Below are 19,828 nucleotides of genomic sequence, written 5' to 3' on the forward strand. Positions count from 1 at the left end.
ACGCACCTCCTTATTAATCAGCTCACCGACTGACTTTAAATAATACCTTATGTTTAAGCGCGTGATCCAATCATTTCTAAAAATTCATCAAAAAAATAGGTCACATCATGAGGGCCTGGAGCAGCCTCTGGGTAAAATTGCACAGACATCACTGGAAATGAGCGGTGCCTTAGAGCAACAATCTCTTGATCATTCAAACCTTCGTGTGTTACCAGTAAATCATGCGGAAGATTTAGCCGGTTAACGGTAAAATGATTAAACTGACTAACTGTTTCTAAACGACCCGTAGCAATATCTCTCATGGGATAATTTGGCCCCTTCTTAGCAACTGGGAGTCTCATAATTTCTGCACCATTTGCCATGGCAATTAATTGGTGCCCCAAACCAATACCTAACATAGGAACAGATTTTTGTAATTCTTTAATAGTGTTTAAGATTTCCTGAAGCTTTTCTGGATTCCCCGGACCATTAGATAATATGATACCTTCTGGGTATAGATTTTTAATACCTTCTAAAGACGTATTGTAGGGAATGACAGTCACGTCACACTGACGTTTAGACAATTCTCTCAAAATAGAATGTTTAAGGCCAAAATCAAGTACAACAATATTTCGACCGCTAGCAGGCGACGGATAAGCTGTTTTTGTCGAAACTTGTTCCACATTATTTGTCGGTAATACTGTCGCTATTAATTGATCTTGTAAATGTGATAAAACATCACCTGCTTCTGCTAAAGTAGCTTTTACAAATCCTTTTTCTTTAATAACTTGCATCAAATACCTTGTATCGACCCCCGACATTGCAGGAACCTTTTTCATTTTCAAAAATTCATCTAGATTCATCTTGCTAGTATCGCTACTTACACATCTGGAATACTCTGCAACAACAACTCCTAAACAAGTGGGAATAATGGCTTCAGAGTAACTGCGATGAATACCATAATTTCCTATTAGCGGTGAGGTAAAAACTAAAATTTTTCCATTATGTGAAGGATTCGTTATTATTTCCTGATAGCCGGTATTCCCCGTACAAAAAACTAATTCGCCAGTTACATCAAGAGATGAACCAAAGGATAGCCCTTCAAAAACCGTACCATCCTCTAGAATTAACAATTTTTTTGCCATTATGGTTCTTCCCCTTCTATAAAATCATCGTAAATAATAGTCGTCTACTTAACTCGGATCAATAATACTCACACGATCGTAACCATCATGTTCCATCACTTCAACTAGAATTTCTTCAAATTGACTTGTTGGAATATTTTTCCCCACATAATCTGCACGAATGGGTAGTTCACGATGCCCACGGTCAATTAATACAGCTAAACTAACACGACTCGGACGCCCCAAACTAACAAGATTATCAATAGCAGCTCGAATAGTGCGACCTGTATAGAGAACATCATCAATTAATATAATATCTTTATCAGTGATGTCAACTGGCATAGTTGTGGTGTCAACTTCAACTTTCATATCATCACGGAAAGGTTTAGTATCCAATTCTCCAACGGGAATATCTAAATTTTCTAATTGCTTCAAACGTTCTTGAATGCGTTTGGCTAAAAAAACACCTCTTGTTTTAATGCCTGCTAAGACAATATTATCTAAATTTTTGTTACGTTCTATAATTTCGTAGGTAATACGTGTAATAGCACGTTTCATGGTCACATCATCAATAATTTCTTTTCTTTTCATTGCAGTATCCTCTCTAAGATAAAAGAGCCCCTTCAAAAGGAGACTCTCTAGAATGACAAAGCCGCTCAGGCATTGATTTAGTCTGAAGTTTCTCCTTAACTATCTCACTGGATAAGGTTAAAGGAATGATTTGCTTATATTATAGCAAATGGTAAAAGTATTTTTCAAGAAAAACTTAATTTTTTCTCAACTTGTCTAAGGTTGTCTGAAAAATTTCCGGAACCTCTACTGAAAAAATCAAATTCTCTCCGTTACTAGGGTGCGTAAAACCTAGTGTTTGTGCATGCAAAAACTGTCCTTTACCCCCTAAAGTCTTGCGGGGACCGTAGACAGGATCACCGGCTAGAGGATGGCCAATATAAGCCATATGAACCCTAATTTGGTGCGTTCGACCTGTCTCCAATGACAATTCAACTAAGGTATAATCACCAAAACGTTCTAAAACATGAAAACGAGTTATTGCTGGCTTACCTTTAGCAGTCACGGCTTGCTTCTTACGATCTTTATCGCTTCTACCAATCGGAGCCTCAATCACACCTCGATCATTTGGTAAATTACCATGCACAATTGCTAAATATTTACGAAGCGATTTTTTATCTTTTAACTCTTCAGCCAACACTTGGTGAGCTCTATCATTTTTTGCAACCATCAATAAACCAGAAGTATCTTTATCAATACGATGAACGATTCCTGGGCGAACAACGCCATTAATTGATGATAAATCCTTAATATGATACATCAAGGCGTTAACTAAGGTGCCCGAACTGTGACCTGCAGAAGGGTGAACAACCATTCCTTGCGGCTTATTAACCACAGCAACGTCATCATCTTGATAGATAATATCTAAAGGGATATTTTCAGCTTGATAATCTAGTACTTCCTCTTTAGGAATATCAAAAGTAATCCGATCTCCTTCTTGAACAGTATATTTCGCTTTTTTTACTTGTCCATTTACTAACACAATCCCTTTTTTAATTTCTTCATTAGCTTGACTACGCGACAGTTCAGAATTATCAGCTAAAGCTTTATCTAGCCTAACTCCTGCTATTTTAATTGTGATTTCCATTACTTTCCTCTTTCCAAAGTGCAATCATTAAGCAAATAATACCAATTGTCAGATATGAGTCTGCTACATTAAAGATAGCAAAATTAATAAAATCTAAATGCACCATATCAACGACATAACCTAATCTTAAGCGATCTATAAAGTTTCCTAATCCACCAGAGATGATTAAGGTTAGAGAAATTAATAACCAATAACTTCCATTAATATGTTTCATCAAATAAATAATAGCAACACCAACAACAAAGATTGTAATTAAGGTAAAAAGCCATTGTTGATTTTGCAAAATAGAAAATGCAGCACCATAATTTCTCAGATAAGTTAGACTAACGATATTTGGAATGAATTCCTTAATTTGGTTTAGTTCAATATGTTTAACAATCCATAACTTAGATAGTTGATCTAAAGCAATCAACAAAATAGTTATTATTGGTATAATAATCTTTCTCATTACTTCTCCTATGAATTAAATCCCTTAAAATACTCTTCCATAACAGCAACAAATTTTAAAGCCATCTGAGATAAATTACGATCTTTTCGTTTGATATAAATCATTTGGTTATCTAGATGATCTTCTAATGGAATAACAGTGATACCATTCACACTGCGGCTATCCAAGAATCCTGAGCCCGTCGCATAAGCTTGGGTTCTTTCTAAAATACCATTTAATGTTGCTCTATCAGTAACATTATAGGTAACAGAACTATCAAGTACTTCCACAAAATTCTCCGAGTAATACCTATAATCATCTCTATCCTGTGTAAAACGTACGGTTGGTAATCCTTCTAAATCTGTCATTATCAGAGATGTTTTACTAGCCAAGGGATGGTCTTTCCCAAGATAAATATGAGTTTTAAAAGGAATAAGCTCTACAAACTCTAACCCCAATTTGTCCAACCGCTGAAGTAGACCTTTTTTATTTTGACTATTGATATAAATGATACCTATTTCGCTATTCCCTTGAGCAACTTCATCTAAGATACGTATTGTTGTTGATTCGAAAATACGGAAATAGCTAAAATTATCATTACATTTTGAAAACGCTGTGATTAAAGGAGGTAGAAAATCATAATGCTGACTTGCTATTGAGAATTCTTGCTCTGTAGCTTCAGATTGTGAAAACTGTTTTTCGAATGAATCAAAGCTTTTCACAACTTCTAAAGCATTCTCATAAAAAGTCATGCCTTGATTGGTCAACACTGCACCAGTAGTTGTACGCGTAAAAATCTGAAACCCTAATTCTGTTTCCAAATCACGAACGGCAACAGATAAACTTGGCTGACTAACAAATAGTTTTGCAGCTGCTTCACGAAAAGTACCACTATTTGCGATAGCAACAACATAACGCAGTTGTTGAATATTCATTTTATCACTTCCTCATTTTAGTACCCTTCATTATACCAAAAAATAACTATCCTTGCGGAAAATTCTTCATGAATTAGGACTATTTCACTATAAAAGAACAACAAAGTTTATGAGTATTAATGATAAATCTCTTAACATATTGTCTTTTGTTACAAAATGAAAGCTCTGACAATAATAAAAGACCTTATGAATAGTCATAAAGTCTTAACTAGGCATTATTTTGCGATTGGGTAAACAGACACTTGTTTTTTATCGCGTCCTTTACGTTCGAAACGAACAACACCTTCAACTTTAGCAAAAAGTGTATCGTCCCCACCACGTCCAACGTTAGCACCTGGATAGATGTGTGTACCGCGTTGACGGTAAAGAATTGATCCACCTGATACTGTTTGTCCGTCAGCTGCTTTAGCTCCAAGACGTTTTGCTTGTGAATCACGTCCGTTTGATGTAGAACCTCCACCTTTTTTGTGGGCGAAAAGTTGCAAGTTAGCAAGATTCATTTTTAACATAATGTTGTGTCCTCTCTTAAATTAGTGTGTCATGACTACTGTACTAACAAATTCAGAAGAATCTTTAGACAGATTAGTCATTCCAAGAAGGTAAGACTCAAATAATAATTGAACCTTATCCTCTTTATGTTGTGGTATAGAAGATAAATCTATCTTCATATAACCACCTTCAACGTCATTGATAATCAATTGCGCTTGGCAGGTCGTTAAAGCCTCTAATGAATTAATAAAATTAATTGATAAAGTACTAACAGCTGCACAAATCACATCAAAGCCGTACTCGCCACTACCAGCATGACCGCTGATTTCAGCACTATAAAGATAGCCTGATTGATTACGAGTAAAAGTTGCTTTAATCATGAAAAATTAAGCGTTGATTGCGTTGATAACAACTTTTGTATAAGGTTGACGGTGACCTTGTTTACGGTGGCTACCTTTTTTAGGTTTGTATTTGTAAGAAACAACTTTCTTTTGTTTGCCTTGTTTTTCAACAGTACCAACAACAGTAGCTCCTTCAACAACTGGAGTACCAACTCTAGTTGTTTCACCACCAACAAGAACAACTTCGTTAAATGTAACTTCTGCTCCTGCTTCAACGTCAAGTTTTTCAACGTAGATAGCTTGTCCTACTTCAACTTTAACTTGTTTACCACCAGTTTTGATGATTGCGTATGTGCTCATGATGCACCTCCTATAAAAATTTCTTGTGAGGTTTCCCTCTGTGAAGACTCGCCTATAAATCGTGAGAGACTTGCCCTACTTAATCTAACGATTTTCGCGCGGTTGCACCGGATGTGCATTTAGTCAACATTCAAATTTTATCATAAACTCTTTTTTTATGCAAGATAAAACAAAATAAAATTATCAACTTTACCACTTCAAATTAACTAACTCATTCATTTCCTTATATGCTTTATCAACTTTATCTTTCATAGTCTGATCAATCGTAGAACGTTTCTTACCACCTTCAATATAATCCTCTAAAACTAGCGTCCTATAATCATAAGCTGGAAAGCCTTCTTCAACATAACGGCCATTTGCTTTTGCTTCTACTAGTGTTGGATGCGCCTTAACTTTTTTAATTACTGTTTTTTGACCTTTTTTCTCTATGGTTACATCCATTAATAATCCTCTTTCTGTCCAGATATCATCAACTGTTTCTAAACGCTGATTTGAAATAAAATTTCCCATAGAGTAAATAATAAATTTTTTCTGGCCATCTTTTTTTATCACTTCAGACGGTTCAACAACGTGAGGGTGTCCTCCGAATATAATATCTGCCCCCCATTTAATCATACTGTGATAAAGCATTACTTGTTCTGTAGTAGGTTTTTTTTGATATTCTATCCCCATCTGTGGCATGACAATGGTGATATCTGCTTCTTTTTCAGCCTTTTTAATATCTTGCTTAATCTTTTTAGTATCTAAATCAGACATATGTTTTTCATAGTCACTCTTTGAAACATTAGCTTCCATGCCATTGTAGCCATACGAATAACCTAAAATAGCAATTTTAATACCATTTACACGCTTAATTAAGATATCTTCTTTATTTCTATCCTTTAAATAAACCCCAATAGTATCCAATCCCAGACGATTAAAGGTCTTGACAGTATTGATAGCACCTGCCAGTTGTGAATCCAGAATATGATTATGTGCTAAGTCAACGACATCATACCCAGTTTCTTTCATAGTAGTTGCAATCTCATTAGGAGCATTAAATAAAGGATAGCCCGCTAAAGGATACTCTGAACTAATCGTCCCTTCATAATCACCAATCGCTAAATCAGCGCTCTCAATCCAAGATTTTACCTCTTTAAAATAAGGAGTAAAATTATAAGTGCCGTCGGGTTGGCGCGCACTGGCATATAGTACATCGTGCAGCAAAATATCTCCGTTTGCAACCACACGTGCTGTTTTTACAGTATTATTATTTGCAACCTTTTGCCCTTTAGATTGTGCTAAATCCTTAGATAATCCCAAAATAAAAATAGCAATAATAACGGCTACACAAAAAATAAGTGTTTTCTGATAAGGGATTCTTGCCATACTTGCCTCCTTTATTCGTATTATAGCATTTTTTATAACCTTATGACAGCGCAATCATTTTAATAAAAAACTACAGAGTAAATCTGTAGTTTAAAAATTCATTATAATAAATCGTCAATCAAGTCATCAACATCATCACTATCTGCTTGAGGTTGAATAGTAGTTACCATAATCCCTGCAACTGCCCTCTCTACCAGACCTTCTACATCCATACGTTTCTCATACTGTTCTGTATTCTTAATTTTAGGGTTAGTTTTTGGGCGATCTGGTGCAAAAATCGTACAGCAATCCTCAAATGGTTGAATTGAAATATCAAAAGTATCTATTTTTTGAGCAATATCAATAATTTCTAGCTTATCCATCGTGACCACAGGACGAATAATCGGTGTTGCAGTGACAGCATTAATAGCCTGCATACTTTCTAGCGTTTGGCTTGCCACCTGCCCTAAACTTTCACCGTTAATAATAACAAGACCATTTCGGTTCTCACGAATACGATCTGTAATACGCATCATAAACCTACGTGTTAACGTCATCAAGTAGGCTTCGGGAGCTTTTTCCTTAATTTCCTCTTGAATTTCTGTGAATGGAACTTCAATAAATTGAATATTACCACCAAATTTTGTCAATTTACGTGTTAAATCATGTGCTTTTTTCAATGCACCTGGGCTAGTATAAGGAGGACTTGCAAAATGGACTGCTTCTATATCTACACCACGTTTTAACGCTAGGTAACCTGCTACCGGAGAATCAATCCCACCAGACAACATCAGCATCCCTTTTCCAGATGTTCCTACCGGTAATCCTCCTGCACCCCTAATATCCTCATATGAAATATAAGCAGCCTCATCTCGTATCTCGACTTTAAGATTGATATCTGGTTGCTTCATCTGAGCCTTAATATTTGGCAAGACTGAAAAAACGGCATCTCCTAAAGTATGATTTAGAGCACGGCTATCCAATTCAAATGAGTGGTCACTACGTTTTGCGGTAATTTTAAAAGTCATCCCATCTTTATAAATGGAAGTCATAATTTCCTGGACAGCTTTTACCAATGTATCAACATTTTTTTCTACTTTAAAAGATGGAGAAAAAGCTTGGATACCAAAAATCTCTTTTAAGGACTCTGCAACTTCATGATAATCTGTACCATTGAGATATACATGTCCTCTATCACGATCTGTTTTTACTGAAACATCTGGATAAATGGAGAGTACATGCTCCATATTATTTTTTAACTTATTGATGAAGCGCATACGGTTTTTCTTCTTAGTAGAGAGTTCTCCATAACGAATCATAATTTCTGAATACTGCATCTTATCCTCTAACTTTCTTAGTTTTTTCATAAACTTGTTTAAAAATAGTTAAAAATTGCTCTACTTGTCCCATATCATTGTCATCATCTAAGCTGATACGTACAGCAGTTTGGGCTAACTTAGTTGAAATTCCCATTGCTATAAGAGTTCCTGCTGGTTTACCTGCTTTAGAAGAGCAAGCGCTAGTTGTCGAGATAAAAATATCATGTCCCTCAAAGGCATGGACAAGAACTTCTCCTCGGACACCCTTGATACCAAACGTGATAATGTTAGGTGAAAAACCTTCCTTACCCGAAAATAACGTAATATCCTCATATTTGGCTAATTCATCATGAATAATGGTTTTCATTTTACTTATTTTAGGAATAGCTACTACTTCCTTGTCCATAACCATTCGTAAAGCTTTAGCAGTAGCTGCAATCCCTGCGACATTCTCAGTAGTTGAACGTAAATCAGATTCTTGTCCACCACCTGTTAGTAATGGTGAAATACGTTTTCCTTCTTTAATATATAGAAAGCCAACCCCACGAACGCCGTGAAATTTATGACTAGAAAAAGATGCAAAATCAACTCGCTCAGTCAAATAATCTTTAGTCGGTATCTTACCTATTGCTTGAACAGCATCAACATGAAACGATATAGTAGGTTTATCTGACAACAAGTCTGAAATAGCTTTTATTGGCTGAATAGAACCAATTTCATTGTTTATTGCCATAATTGAAATAAGAATCGTTTCTGGTTTAATTAATTTGACCAGTGCTTCTACGTCTACAAATCCTTTATCATCTACTGGCGCATAATCAATCTCAAACCCATACTCTCCAAGCCATTTAGCAGACTCTTTAACAGCTGGGTGTTCGATATCAGAAACAATAATATGATTTCCAAAATGTTGTTTCTCAAACGCAAGACCCTTAATAACCCAATTATCAGCCTCTGTACCACCAGAGGTAAAGAAAATTTCATTTGCTTTAAGCTCAAGTAAACTAGCAATTTGTTTACGGCTAGCCTCTAAAATCCGAGAAGATGTTGTTCCTAGCTCATGTAAACTTGAGGGGTTTCCATAGATTTTACTAGCTACTTCTTGATAAGTCCTTAAAACTTCTGGATAGGGAATAGTAGTTGCCGAATTATCAAAATAAATCATAAATCTGTCCTTCTAAAGTCAATCAGTATTATTATAGCATAATTTCCCTACTATTTATATTAGTTTGTGAACATCCCAAAACAATATTTATGATAATTCTCATAATTTATCACAAAACTCACTACCTATTACACTAACATAGCTTAGCTTAATAACCTAGGTTGCTTATTTAAATGTTTTAAATTATTTTTTCTTTAGCTTTTTTTAGGATAAAATCATATAATAGTTGATGTACATTTAAGGAGGGCGTCATGGCAAAAGGATATTCAAGACAACAGAAAAAGTCTACTAAGACTAATACTGATTCAACTCAATCACCCGCTAAGCATATAAAAACAGGTTTTTCTGCACTTCAAAAAACAATTGCATTAGTCGGTAGTGTTTTAAGTATTATTGTTGCCTCTATTACTATTACTAATGCGATTAATAATCACAAAGACTCTAGTAAGACTGATTCTTCTACTTCAAAAACCGTCATTATAAGAGAAAGTGGACAAAATTCTAGTAACCAAGTTTCTACTGAAAAAGATGAGACAAGGGCATCATCCAGCCAAACACTAGAAAATTCCTCTGCTAGTAGTACTCCGAGTAGCAGTTCAAATTCTGCTGCCAATAATGATCAAACATCATCTAGTACTAACAATGATCAAACAAATAATACTACTACCGATACCTCAACTATTGGAAATACAACAACACCTTAAAAAAAGCTAGGTTCCCTAGCTTTTTTTGTATTCTTTGATAGCATTAGCGCATTGTAACAAATTCCTCAGATCCAGTTGGGTGAATAGCAACGGTATCATCAAAGTCTGCTTTAGTAGCCCCCATTTTGATAGCAACTGAAAAACCTTGAATCATTTCATCAATACCATAACCAACACCATGAAGCCCAATAACTTTTTCCTCTTTTCCTAGGGTTACGAGCTTCATCTTAACTGCTTGGCGATTAGTGGTAACAGCCGTATACATAGAGGTAAAAGTTGATGTATAGACTTTGATATTATCTTCTCCAAATTGCTCGATAGCTGCTGCTTCTGAAAGTCCTACCGTCCCAATTACAGGGTGAGTAAAAATAACTGAAGGTACATTATGGTAATCTAATTTTTCGTTATCTTTATGATTAAAAAGTCTTTCTGATAAGCGACGACCCGCCGCAATTGCTACCGGTGTCAAGGCAATTTTCCCATTAACATCTCCAATAGCATACACGCCATCTACAGAAGTATTCTCAAATTCATCTGTTTTGATATAACCTTTATCATTTAAAACAATATCGGTATTTTCAAGTCCCATGTCTACATTTGGTCCACGGCCGATAGCCCATATTACACGATCAACGACAAGCGTTTTCCCATTTTCAGCTTCAAAAATCAACTTGCCATCTTCATCGCGTTTAAGAGATTTAGGTACATGGTTAGCATGTAAAGAGATACCTGATTTCTCCATTTCAGCCATAACCTCACTTGTTACCATGTCATCAAATCCGCGTAGAATATGGTCTTTTCTAAATGCAAGATGGGTTTCAACGCCTAATTCATTAACCACTCCAGCAAGTTCCGCCGCGATATAGCCCGCCCCAACAATCAATATAGAATTTGGTAAGGTCTCCCATCCAAAAAAATCATCAGAAGTCTCACCAAGTTCACTTCCAATAATATCAGGGTAAAGAGGGTATCCACCTGTTGCAATAGTAATGTGAGGAGCTTTATATTGCTGACCATTCACTTCAATAGTATGGTTATCAATAAAACGAGCAAATCCATCAATCTTTTCGACCCCATTACGCTCAAAATTAGTGGCATACGACTGTCTAGACCGCTGCACGTAAGCATCGCGATTAGCTTTTAGAGTAGTAAAATCAAAATTAAGATTATTGACTTCAAAACCATAACCTGAACTATACTTATGGAGTGTCTCAGAAACTTGTGCACCATACCACATGATTTTCTTCGGTACACAACCTAAGTTAACACAAGTTCCACCTACTTGTCCACCTTCAATTAACAGAACTTTTGCTCCATACATGGCTGCCCTATTAGCGGTACCACTGCCTGCACTACCTCCACCAATAACGATATAATCATATTGCTTTGACATTACTCTCTCCTTGAATCATTGATACCTATACTCTATCACAAAGTGTTTACAGTCACAATTTTCTGCTACGTAGAATGCAAAACCAATATAATGTGGGCAATACTAGTTCAGTAGGCTATCATAAATTGAAATATTACAAAAGAGAAAACTCGAGGAGCTCTCTCTTTTATACTATTACATTAAGTCCTGCATGGGTGCAAAGACAATTTTTTCGATATCAGACATATAGACAGACAACCGTTGTTGTTGGTCAAAATAAACTTTTAAAAGGTCATTGGATTCAATTTTTTCCCCAAGTTTAGACATTTCATCTTGTTCTTCTTGACTTGGCATTTGGCCAGATTGCATCATTTCTTGAACTTTTGATTGGGTAGCCAAAAAGTCTTGCCAAAGCACTTGTGCATCCGCATCATTTTCAATAGCTGCTTTTGCAGTTAAAACTGCTTGGTATTCTGGTAAAGCACGAACAGCACGTTCTAATTCATTTGCTAAATCATATACATTAGCCATAAGTTACTCCTTTTTCTACTTGAACTTACTACTATTGTAGACTTTTATACCTTTTTTTGCAATTGAATGCTACTAGTTTTCACTTAAAAATGATTAACATAATTGCGATATAGTTTTACAGCTTCTTTTAGTTCATACATGTTATCTGAAGAAAATTTTTCTAGCACTTCTGTCACCAGGACGGTGGCTACTACAGCTTCCATAACGACACCTGCAGCCGGAAGTGCCGTGGGGTCAGAACGTTCCACTGTAGCTCTATAAGGCTCGTGAGTATCAATATCAACTGACATTAGTGGCTTGTAAAGCGTAGGAATTGGCTTCATTACTCCCCTAACGACAATAGGCTCTCCATTAGTCATACCGCCTTCAAAACCGCCTAAATTATTTGACTGACGTATATAACCTTGGTCCTTTGTCCATGATATGGAGTCCATTACTTGACTTCCTTTTAAAAAACCTGACTTAAAACCTAGACCAAATTCAACACCTTTAAAAGCATTGATAGATACAACTGCTTGCGCTATCTTAGCATCTAACTTTCTATCCCAGTGTACATAAGAGCCTAAACCAACAGGAACTCCTCCAACGATAGTTTCAATCACTCCTCCGATAGTATCTCCAGCCTTTTTCACACTGTCAATATAATCCTTAATTTCTTGTTCAAATGATGGATTGACGATAGCTACTTGCGATTGACTAGATAACACTTTGATTTGTTGAACTGTTAGCTTATCAGGGACAGTAATCTCTTTGCCACCGAAAACTACAATATGGTTAGCAATTTCGATACCAATTTCTTTCAAGATACGTTTAGCAATCGCACCAATAGCTACTCGCATTGTGGTCTCACGAGCCGAAGAACGCTCTAAAGCATTTCTCAAATCATCAAAACGGTATTTGATTCCACCTACTAAATCTGCGTGCCCAGGTCTAGGATGCTTAATACGACGTTTTTGCTTTAGACGTTCTTCAATGTCTTCGACTGACATGATGTCCAGCCATTTGCTATGATCCTTATTAGTTACTGTCAGTGTAATAGGTGAACCCAAGGTTTTTCCATGGCGCACACCAGAACTAATGATCACTTGATCACTTTCAATTTTCATTCGATTCCCACGACCATAACCACCTTGGCGGCGTTTTAAATCTTCATTAATATCTTTAGCAGATAATTTCAGTCCCGCAGGAATCCCTTCGATAATAGCTGTTAAACTCGGTCCATGTGACTCACCAGCAGTTAAATATCTCATCTATTTCTCCAAATAATCTCTCATTTCTTCTAAAGGTATTTGGTGGACTGTTGCACTACCTAATTGAGGCAGTATAACAATTTTAATAAATTGTCCACTTGCTTTTTTATCATGACTCAATATGTCAAATAAGACGTCCTTATCCCATTCCGCATAGTGGACCGGAAGGCCAAATTTTAAACACATATTATAAATATCTTGACTGATACCTCTTGGCATAAGATTTTTACGCTCAGCCACACGAGAAAGCTGGATCATTCCAATTGCAACAGCTTCTCCATGCATTATTTCTCCATAGCCAGCATGTACTTCGATAGCATGACCGATAGTGTGGCCAAAATTTAAATGCATCCTTAACCCTTTATCATATTGATCAGCTAAAACATGCTTTCGTTTAACTTGACAAGAGTGATAAATAATAGCTAATGCATTATCAAGGATACTATCAATAGACCCATCCATCTCTTCTAGAATATGCCAGAGTTTTATATCATCAATCAAGCCATATTTGATGACTTCTCCCATACCTTCAACTAATTCACGATTGCCCAATGTTTTTAGAGTAACAGGATCTATCAGTACACCATCAGGTTGTGCAAAAGTACCTACCATATTTTTAGCGAATGAAGTGTTGACTCCTGTTTTTCCGCCAATGGAAGAATCAACCTGTGCTGTTAAACTAGTTGGAATTTGAAGAAAATGGATTCCCCGCATATAAGTAGAAGCAACAAACGCTGCTAAATCTCCGACAACGCCTCCACCAAGTGCAATGATCCCATCGCTTCTGGTCATATGATGCTTTGCTAAAAAACCATAAATACGATTAGCAACTTCCAAAGTTTTACTAGCTTCACCCGCAGCAAAACTAAAAACATGTACTGTAAAACCTTGTTTTTTTAACTGGTTGACAAGCGACTCCCCGTATAATATTTCTACGTTACTATCTGTGATAATAGTTATCATTTGTTTCTGCCATAAATGTGATACCCAGTCACCAGCCTTAGAAAAACATCCTTCTTCAATTTTGATATGATAAGGGTGATTCGGTAAGTCAACTTCAACCTGCATTCTAATGTCCTCTCATGTTTGTTTTAATAAGACAAAAACCCTAAGCAATTGCTAGGGATCTCATCAGTATATTTACATTTTGTTATCTCGTATCAGTCAGCGTCAAGCAATGCTTTGACACGCTTCATCTCTGAAATAGTAATTTGTCCGGGTGCGATAGATGAATCTAAATATGCAAATGTCCAACTAGATCCAGTTACATCACCAGCAAAACGAGAAATACGTCCAATTTTACTCATAGATACCGTCGCATAAACTTGATCAGGATTAATAGTCTTGAAACCGCGAGTGTAATTCATAACGTCTAAGACATCTTGTTCATTCTTTGGCATTACTGCGATTTTTACAACTCGTGGTGCTAGGGCTGTCAATTCTGAAAATATCTCCATAATATTCTCCGGTGTCTCTTGAAAATTGTGATAAGACAGGACTAAATTTGGAAATTCTAGCATTTCTTGAAAAACTTCTTTATGTGAAAAATACTCAAAATCAATATAATCTGGATTGTAGATAGAATTAATTTTCTGGATTAACTCAACATACTCAGCATCAGATAAGACAATATTACCACCTTCACGCGTTGTACGAAGAGTAAAAATAATTTCATGACCTGCGAATTTCTCAAAAATAGCTGGAGCTACATTAATAATGTCATCCTTTGGTAAGGCATCAGCTCGCCATTCAATAATATCAACACTATCAAATTTTGATAAATCTATTTCTTGAGCCTCTTCAAGACTGCGAGGCATTACTGGTACTACTATTTTCATTATTTTACCTTTATTGTAAATACTTTTAAATAATTACTTTGTTGGTCCTTATCATTTACAGTGAAATCTTCAGGCAACTGCTGTAAGCTAATGTAATTATGTGAAGCTTTACCAAACCCCTTTTCCAATTGTTTCTTAAATTGTGATACGGTTAGATTAGCTGCGTTAGTTGATGCAATGATAGTTCCACCAGGGGTTAAAATATCTAAAGCTTGTTCAATTAATTTATAGTAATCTTTAGTAACCGAAAAAGTTTGTTTTTTATTTCGAGCAAAACTTGGTGGATCAATAACAATCACATCATATGATAGATGTTTTCTTTTGGCATACTTATAATATTCAAAAACATCCATAACAATAAATCGATGGTTATCTGTGACAATCTGATTAGCATCAAAGTGTGCTTTTGAAAGTTCACGCGAGCGTTTTGCTAAATCAACAGAAGTTGTCTCTAATGCTCCTCCAACAGCTGCAGCTACAGAAAAAGCCGCGGTGTATGAAAACATATTTAGAACTTTTTTACCTTCTGATAGATTAGTTGCTAAGGCTTTTCTGACATCATGTTGGTCAAGGAAAATACCTGTCATTAATCCATCATTCAAAAAGACACTATATTTGATATTATTTTCTAAAATCAAAAATGATTCAGGAGCCTCTTGACCGTACAAATGAGCACTTTCAAAGTCTAAACCTTTGAAACGAATTTTTTCATATGCCCCTTTAATATTAGGATAGACCTGCTTAAAGGCTGCAACAATCATTTGTCGATTAGTATAAACAAATTCATTGTACCACGAAAAAAGAGCATAGTCACTATAAAAATCTATAGTTAGGCCACCAAAGTTATCTCCATCCTGATTAAACAAGCGGTAGGCTGTTGTTTGACTGGATTTTTCAAATTTTTGACGCTTCTCTCTAGATTTTTTGAATAGCGATACAAAGTAATCATGGTTAAAATCAAAAATTTGTCTTGATAGTAACCAACCAATCCCTTTATTTTGTGGTGAAAGATAGGCCATCCCTAAGAATTGATTTGACTGTGAAAAAAGTTGAACCAACTGGTTAACTAAACTGGTATCAAAATCTTTTTTTTCCAGTAACTGAGCACCTGATTTGATTTTTCTTTCAACGACAGAATTCACTTTAAGTTTATTCATAAACAGTATTATAACAAATTTTTATCTTTTTTCATACTGAATTCGACCTTTCTTTACCGTATGTTACAAAATTTTATGTTATAATTTAATCTGAGATTTTATCTTTAGGAAAAAAATTAAAGGAAGTTCCTACTGTGAAAAAAATTAAAGATTTTGCTAGCCGTGCGATCAATACACGACTCGGCTTTATTTTATTGTTAGTAGTTATATATTGGTTAAAGACAATTTGGGCTTACCATACTGATTTTAATTTAGGTTTAGAAAATTCCTATCAGTTGTTTTTGACCATTATAAACCCCATCCCCTTAGGACTCTTAATCATAGGTTTGGCCTTATATGTTAAGCGAACCAAAGCTTTTTATATTACCGCTTTTATTACCTATGCTATCGTAAATATTCTTCTAATTGCAAACGCAATCTACTATAGAGAGTTTTCCGATTTCATTACAGTTAGCGCCGTCTTGGCTAGTAGTAAAACTTCGGCTGGCCTTGGAGACTCTGCTCTTAATCTATTGAGAATTTGGGATCTTGTCTACGTTTTCGATTTCATTATCCTTATTTTCTTATTTGCAACCAAGAAAATCCACTTAGATGATCGTCCATTTAATAAACGTGCTAGTTTTTCTATCACAGCTTTGTCTGGTTTACTCTTTTCAATTAACTTATTCTTAGCTGAAATTGATCGTCCAGAACTACTAAGTCGTGGTTTTTCAAACACCTATATTGTTAAAGCTCTTGGCTTGCCATCATTTTCGATTTATAGTGGTAATCAAACTTATCAAGCACAGAAAGAAAGAAATGGTGCCACTGCACAAGAATTAGCGACTGCCAAAAAATATGTAGCAGAGCATTATGCCAAACCCAATCCAGAATATTATGGTATCGGAAAAGGGCGAAACGTTATCATGATTCACTTGGAGAGTTTTCAACAATTCTTGATTGACTATAAATTAAATGTTGATGGTAAAGAACATGTGGTTACTCCATTTATTAACAGCCTTTATCATTCGAAAGAGACTATCTCCTTCTCTAACTTCTTCCATCAAGTCAAAGCTGGTAAGACATCCGATGCTGAGACACTCATGGAAAACTCACTTTTTGGTCTAAGTAGTGGTTCATTCATGGTTAATTATGGTGGTGAAAATACACAATTTGCTGCTCCACATATCTTAGCTCAAAATGGAGGTTACAGTAGTGCGGTCTTCCACGGAAACGTCGGAACATTTTGGAATAGAAATAATGCTTACAAACAGTGGGGTTATGACTACTTCTTTGACTCTAGCTACTTCTCAAAACAAACCAAAGATAATTCATTCCAATACGGTTTGAATGATAAATATATGTTTGCTGACTCTATCAAATATCTAGAGCACATGCAACAACCGTTTTATACTAAATTTATTACAGTAAGTAACCATTACCCTTACACAAGTTTGAAGGGAGAGTCTGACGAAGAGGGATTCCCACTTGCAAAGACTAACGATGAAACGATTAACGGTTATTTCGCCACAGCAAACTACCTTGATACAGCTCTTAAATCATTTTTTGAATATCTAAAAGCTGCTGGTGTGTATGATAATTCTATTATTGTAATGTATGGGGATCACTACGGTATTTCTAATACACGTAATCCTAGCTTAGCTGAATTATTAGGTAAAGACCCTGAAACATGGTCTGAATACGACAACGCTATGTTACAACGTGTTCCATATATGATCCACATTCCTGGCTATTCAAAAGGTTTTATCAGTAATACATACGGTGGTGAGGTAGATAATTTACCAACTTTACTTCATATTCTAGGGATAGACACGTCTAAATATACTCAGTTAGGACAAGACTTATTATCTAAAGATAATAAACAAATGGTCGCTATGAGAACAACTGGTCAGTATATTACTCCTAAATACACTAACTATAGTGGACATCTCTATTACACTGATTCAGGACAAGAAATCACAAATCCTGATGAAACAACTAAAGCTGAAATAAAAGCTATTCGAGATGCTACTAATAAACAATTATCTACAAGTGATTCGATTCAAACTGGAGATTTACTACGATTTGATGAAAACAATGGTTTGAAAACTGTAGAAGTTGAAAAATTCAATTACACACATTCTCTTAAAGCACTCAAAGCTAAAGAACGTAAATTGAAAGATCGTTCAACAAGCATATATAGCAAACATAACAACAAATCGACAGTTGATCTCTTCCACGCTCCAAGTTACTTGGAATTGCAAGATCCTAATAAGACACATAAAACATCTAAAAAATAATCTTTGCCATTTAAAGTTTAATCCACACCTCAATCCAACGATTGAGGTGCTTTTTATATGGAATAATACTACAAAACAATAAAAATCAAAAAGGAAAATTATAACAATAATAAAGGTATCGGAATAAAAGAAAAAAAGTTTCATTCTACATATATAGAACGAAACTTTTCACTTAAATTATAATATAGGTACTTTCTTTCTAGAAATAAAAAAGTTAGGCAGACCCAACTTTTTTTATTTCTTATTTACCAAGTTTAGCTTTAGCTGCATCTGCAAGAGCTGTGAAAGCTGCTGCATCGTTAACTGCTAAATCAGCAAGCATTTTACGGTTAACTTCGATTTCAGCTAATTTCAAACCGTGCATCAATTGTGAATATGATAAACCATTCATACGAGCAGCCGCATTGATACGAGTGATCCATAATTTACGGAAGTCACGTTTTTTCTGACGACGGTCACGGTATGCATAGTAGTAAGAATTCATTACTTGTTCTTTTGCAGTACGGAACAAGATATGTTTTGCACCATAGTAACCTTTAGCTAATTTAAGTACGCGTTTACGACGTTTACGTGAAACAACTCCACCTTTAACACGAGCCATTTATATTTCCTCCAAATAATCCTTTATAATATGTAGTAAATGTTTACAGAGACCTTATTATTTAAGGCGAGTAAGCATTGCTTTAATACGTTTGAAATCTCCTGATGAAACCATAGTAGCTTTACGAAGATGACGACGTTGTTTTTTAGTTTTACCGTGGAAACGGTGTGAAGTAAACGCGCGGAAGCGTTTCAATCCACCTGAACCTGTGCGTTTAAAGCGTTTAGCTGATGCGCGGTGTGTTTTTTGTTTTGGCATTTTAAATTCTCCTCTTAAATAATACTATAAAGTCGACAATTATTTCTTGTCTGGAATTGGTGCAAGCTGCATAAACATTTGGCGACCATCCATCTTAGCTCTTTGCTCAATAATAGCGATATCTTGTGTCGCTTCAGCAAATTCCGCCAATACCTTTGCTCCAATTTCTTTATGAGTAATCATACGTCCTTTGAATCGGATAGAAACTTTAACTTTGTTACCTTTTTCAAGGAACTTACGACCGTTACGAAGTTTTGTTTCAAAATCCCCTTTATCAATAACTGGGCTAAGACGAACTTCCTTAACAGTAACAACGCTTTGTTTTTTACGTTGTTCTTTTTGTTTCTTTTGATACTCAAATTTGAACTTACCATAGTCCATAATTTTCGCAACAGGTGGTGTAGCTTGTGGCTGAATTAAAACCAAATCAACATTAGCATCATCTGCAATTGCTTGAGCTTCAGACAATGGTTTAATACCTAATTGTTCACCCTCGAGACCAACCAGACGAACTTCACGAACGCGAATTTCATCGTTAATGAATAGATCTTTTTTAGCTATGATCTTCACCTCTTTATTTTTTTAGAGAAAAACGAAAGCGGACTTGATAAATCAAGCCCGCACATATAATCTTCCTAGATGGAATCTTGACATGTTGGGCCAGACAACCTAAGTCGCAAGGCGAGAAGTTCTCA

22 protein-coding genes and 2 other annotated features (1 of these 24 cut by a window edge) are annotated in these 19,828 nt (G+C 35.6%); of the genes, 2 read left to right on the forward strand and 20 right to left on the reverse strand.

Going from position 1 to position 19,828, the window contains the following annotated elements; translation table 11 throughout:
• Positions 1-53: 53 nt before the first annotated feature.
• From QOR44_RS06700 to QOR44_RS06750, 11 genes are all read right to left on the reverse strand, one after another.
• Complete coding sequence (locus tag QOR44_RS06700) at positions 54-1,124, reverse strand: carbamoyl phosphate synthase small subunit (RefSeq protein WP_001085243.1); 1,071 nt, start codon at positions 1,122-1,124, stop codon at positions 54-56.
• 48 nt (positions 1,125-1,172) lie between these two features.
• Complete coding sequence (pyrR, locus tag QOR44_RS06705; protein ID WP_000823056.1) at positions 1,173-1,694, reverse strand: bifunctional pyr operon transcriptional regulator/uracil phosphoribosyltransferase PyrR; 522 nt, start codon at positions 1,692-1,694, stop codon at positions 1,173-1,175.
• 175 nt (positions 1,695-1,869) lie between these two features.
• Positions 1,870-2,760, reverse strand: a complete 891-nt coding sequence (locus QOR44_RS06710) for an RluA family pseudouridine synthase (RefSeq protein WP_000406594.1) — start codon at positions 2,758-2,760, stop codon at positions 1,870-1,872.
• Positions 2,744-3,208, reverse strand: a complete 465-nt coding sequence (gene lspA, locus QOR44_RS06715) for a signal peptidase II (protein WP_001226253.1) — start codon at positions 3,206-3,208, stop codon at positions 2,744-2,746. Before lspA ends, QOR44_RS06710 begins: the two co-directional genes overlap by 17 nt.
• An 8-nt stretch (positions 3,209-3,216) precedes the next feature.
• Positions 3,217-4,122, reverse strand: a complete 906-nt coding sequence (locus QOR44_RS06720) for a LysR family transcriptional regulator (protein ID WP_001025683.1) — start codon at positions 4,120-4,122, stop codon at positions 3,217-3,219.
• A 215-nt stretch (positions 4,123-4,337) separates the two neighbouring features.
• The gene (gene rpmA, locus QOR44_RS06725) at positions 4,338-4,631 is read right to left on the reverse strand and encodes a 50S ribosomal protein L27 (RefSeq protein WP_000916503.1); all 294 of its coding nucleotides are present in this window, start codon (positions 4,629-4,631) and stop codon (positions 4,338-4,340) included.
• A 21-nt stretch (positions 4,632-4,652) separates the two neighbouring features.
• Positions 4,653-4,991: a ribosomal-processing cysteine protease Prp gene (locus QOR44_RS06730; protein ID WP_000588481.1), complete on the reverse strand. Its 339-nt coding sequence runs from the start codon at positions 4,989-4,991 to the stop codon at positions 4,653-4,655.
• A 6-nt stretch (positions 4,992-4,997) separates the two neighbouring features.
• On the reverse strand, positions 4,998-5,312 hold the full coding sequence (rplU, locus tag QOR44_RS06735; protein WP_000109136.1) for a 50S ribosomal protein L21: 315 nt from the start codon (positions 5,310-5,312) through the stop codon (positions 4,998-5,000).
• A 34-nt stretch (positions 5,313-5,346) separates the two neighbouring features.
• Positions 5,347-5,426 (reverse strand) — a sequence feature (ribosomal protein L21 leader region).
• A gap of 75 nt (positions 5,427-5,501) precedes the next feature.
• Entirely contained in the window at positions 5,502-6,680 is a 1,179-nt protein-coding gene (locus QOR44_RS06740; RefSeq protein WP_000101234.1) for a CapA family protein, read from the reverse strand.
• A 101-nt stretch (positions 6,681-6,781) separates the two neighbouring features.
• Positions 6,782-7,996 carry a tRNA uracil 4-sulfurtransferase ThiI gene (gene thiI / locus QOR44_RS06745; protein ID WP_001200102.1) on the reverse strand — a complete coding sequence of 405 codons (1,215 nt, stop codon included), beginning with the start codon at positions 7,994-7,996 and terminating at the stop codon, positions 6,782-6,784.
• A 1-nt stretch (position 7,997) separates the two neighbouring features.
• The gene (locus tag QOR44_RS06750) at positions 7,998-9,143 is read right to left on the reverse strand and encodes a cysteine desulfurase family protein (RefSeq protein WP_000638893.1); all 1,146 of its coding nucleotides are present in this window, start codon (positions 9,141-9,143) and stop codon (positions 7,998-8,000) included.
• Positions 9,144-9,394: 251 nt separating this feature from the next.
• Here QOR44_RS06750 and QOR44_RS06755 point away from each other — a divergent pair, with 251 nt between their 5' ends.
• The gene (locus QOR44_RS06755; RefSeq protein ID WP_001051917.1) at positions 9,395-9,847 is read left to right on the forward strand and encodes a DUF6556 family protein; all 453 of its coding nucleotides are present in this window, start codon (positions 9,395-9,397) and stop codon (positions 9,845-9,847) included.
• 43 nt (positions 9,848-9,890) lie between these two features.
• Here QOR44_RS06755 and gorA read toward each other — a convergent pair whose 3' ends face one another.
• The 6 genes from gorA to QOR44_RS06785 all read right to left on the reverse strand — a co-directional run bounded on the left by gorA (position 9,891) and on the right by QOR44_RS06785 (position 15,995).
• The gene (gorA, locus tag QOR44_RS06760; protein ID WP_000043893.1) at positions 9,891-11,240 is read right to left on the reverse strand and encodes a glutathione-disulfide reductase; all 1,350 of its coding nucleotides are present in this window, start codon (positions 11,238-11,240) and stop codon (positions 9,891-9,893) included.
• Positions 11,241-11,414: 174 nt separating this feature from the next.
• Positions 11,415-11,750: a YlbF/YmcA family competence regulator gene (locus QOR44_RS06765; RefSeq protein WP_000024622.1), complete on the reverse strand. Its 336-nt coding sequence runs from the start codon at positions 11,748-11,750 to the stop codon at positions 11,415-11,417.
• 83 nt (positions 11,751-11,833) lie between these two features.
• Positions 11,834-13,000, reverse strand: a complete 1,167-nt coding sequence (gene aroC / locus QOR44_RS06770) for a chorismate synthase (RefSeq protein WP_001269897.1) — start codon at positions 12,998-13,000, stop codon at positions 11,834-11,836.
• Complete coding sequence (gene aroB, locus QOR44_RS06775; RefSeq protein ID WP_001195731.1) at positions 13,001-14,068, reverse strand: 3-dehydroquinate synthase; 1,068 nt, start codon at positions 14,066-14,068, stop codon at positions 13,001-13,003.
• Positions 14,069-14,160: 92 nt separating this feature from the next.
• Positions 14,161-14,838 (reverse strand): type I 3-dehydroquinate dehydratase, encoded by a 678-nt coding sequence (gene aroD, locus QOR44_RS06780; RefSeq protein ID WP_000707048.1) that lies wholly within the window; start codon positions 14,836-14,838, stop codon positions 14,161-14,163.
• Positions 14,838-15,995 (reverse strand): class I SAM-dependent rRNA methyltransferase, encoded by a 1,158-nt coding sequence (locus QOR44_RS06785; protein ID WP_001037595.1) that lies wholly within the window; start codon positions 15,993-15,995, stop codon positions 14,838-14,840. Before QOR44_RS06785 ends, aroD begins: the two co-directional genes overlap by 1 nt.
• 134 nt (positions 15,996-16,129) lie before the next feature.
• Here QOR44_RS06785 and QOR44_RS06790 point away from each other — a divergent pair, with 134 nt between their 5' ends.
• Complete coding sequence (locus QOR44_RS06790) at positions 16,130-18,274, forward strand: LTA synthase family protein (protein ID WP_000721261.1); 2,145 nt, start codon at positions 16,130-16,132, stop codon at positions 18,272-18,274.
• Between the two features lie 241 nt (positions 18,275-18,515).
• Here the strand turns inward: QOR44_RS06790 and rplT are convergent, their stop codons facing one another.
• Genes rplT through infC form a run of 3 tightly spaced genes read right to left on the reverse strand, consistent with a single transcriptional unit; the run spans position 18,516 to position 19,703 of the window.
• Positions 18,516-18,875, reverse strand: a complete 360-nt coding sequence (gene rplT / locus QOR44_RS06795; protein WP_000124839.1) for a 50S ribosomal protein L20 — start codon at positions 18,873-18,875, stop codon at positions 18,516-18,518.
• Positions 18,876-18,932: 57 nt separating this feature from the next.
• Positions 18,933-19,133 carry a 50S ribosomal protein L35 gene (gene rpmI / locus QOR44_RS06800; RefSeq protein WP_001125940.1) on the reverse strand — a complete coding sequence of 67 codons (201 nt, stop codon included), beginning with the start codon at positions 19,131-19,133 and terminating at the stop codon, positions 18,933-18,935.
• Positions 19,134-19,172: 39 nt separating this feature from the next.
• Complete coding sequence (gene infC / locus QOR44_RS06805) at positions 19,173-19,703, reverse strand: translation initiation factor IF-3 (RefSeq protein WP_000691023.1); 531 nt, start codon at positions 19,701-19,703, stop codon at positions 19,173-19,175.
• Positions 19,704-19,717: 14 nt separating this feature from the next.
• Positions 19,718-19,828 (reverse strand) — a sequence feature (ribosomal protein L20 leader region) (it continues 15 nt past the right edge of the window).

The organism is Streptococcus agalactiae (assembly GCF_949788565.1).
Lineage (GTDB): Bacteria > Bacillota > Bacilli > Lactobacillales > Streptococcaceae > Streptococcus > Streptococcus agalactiae.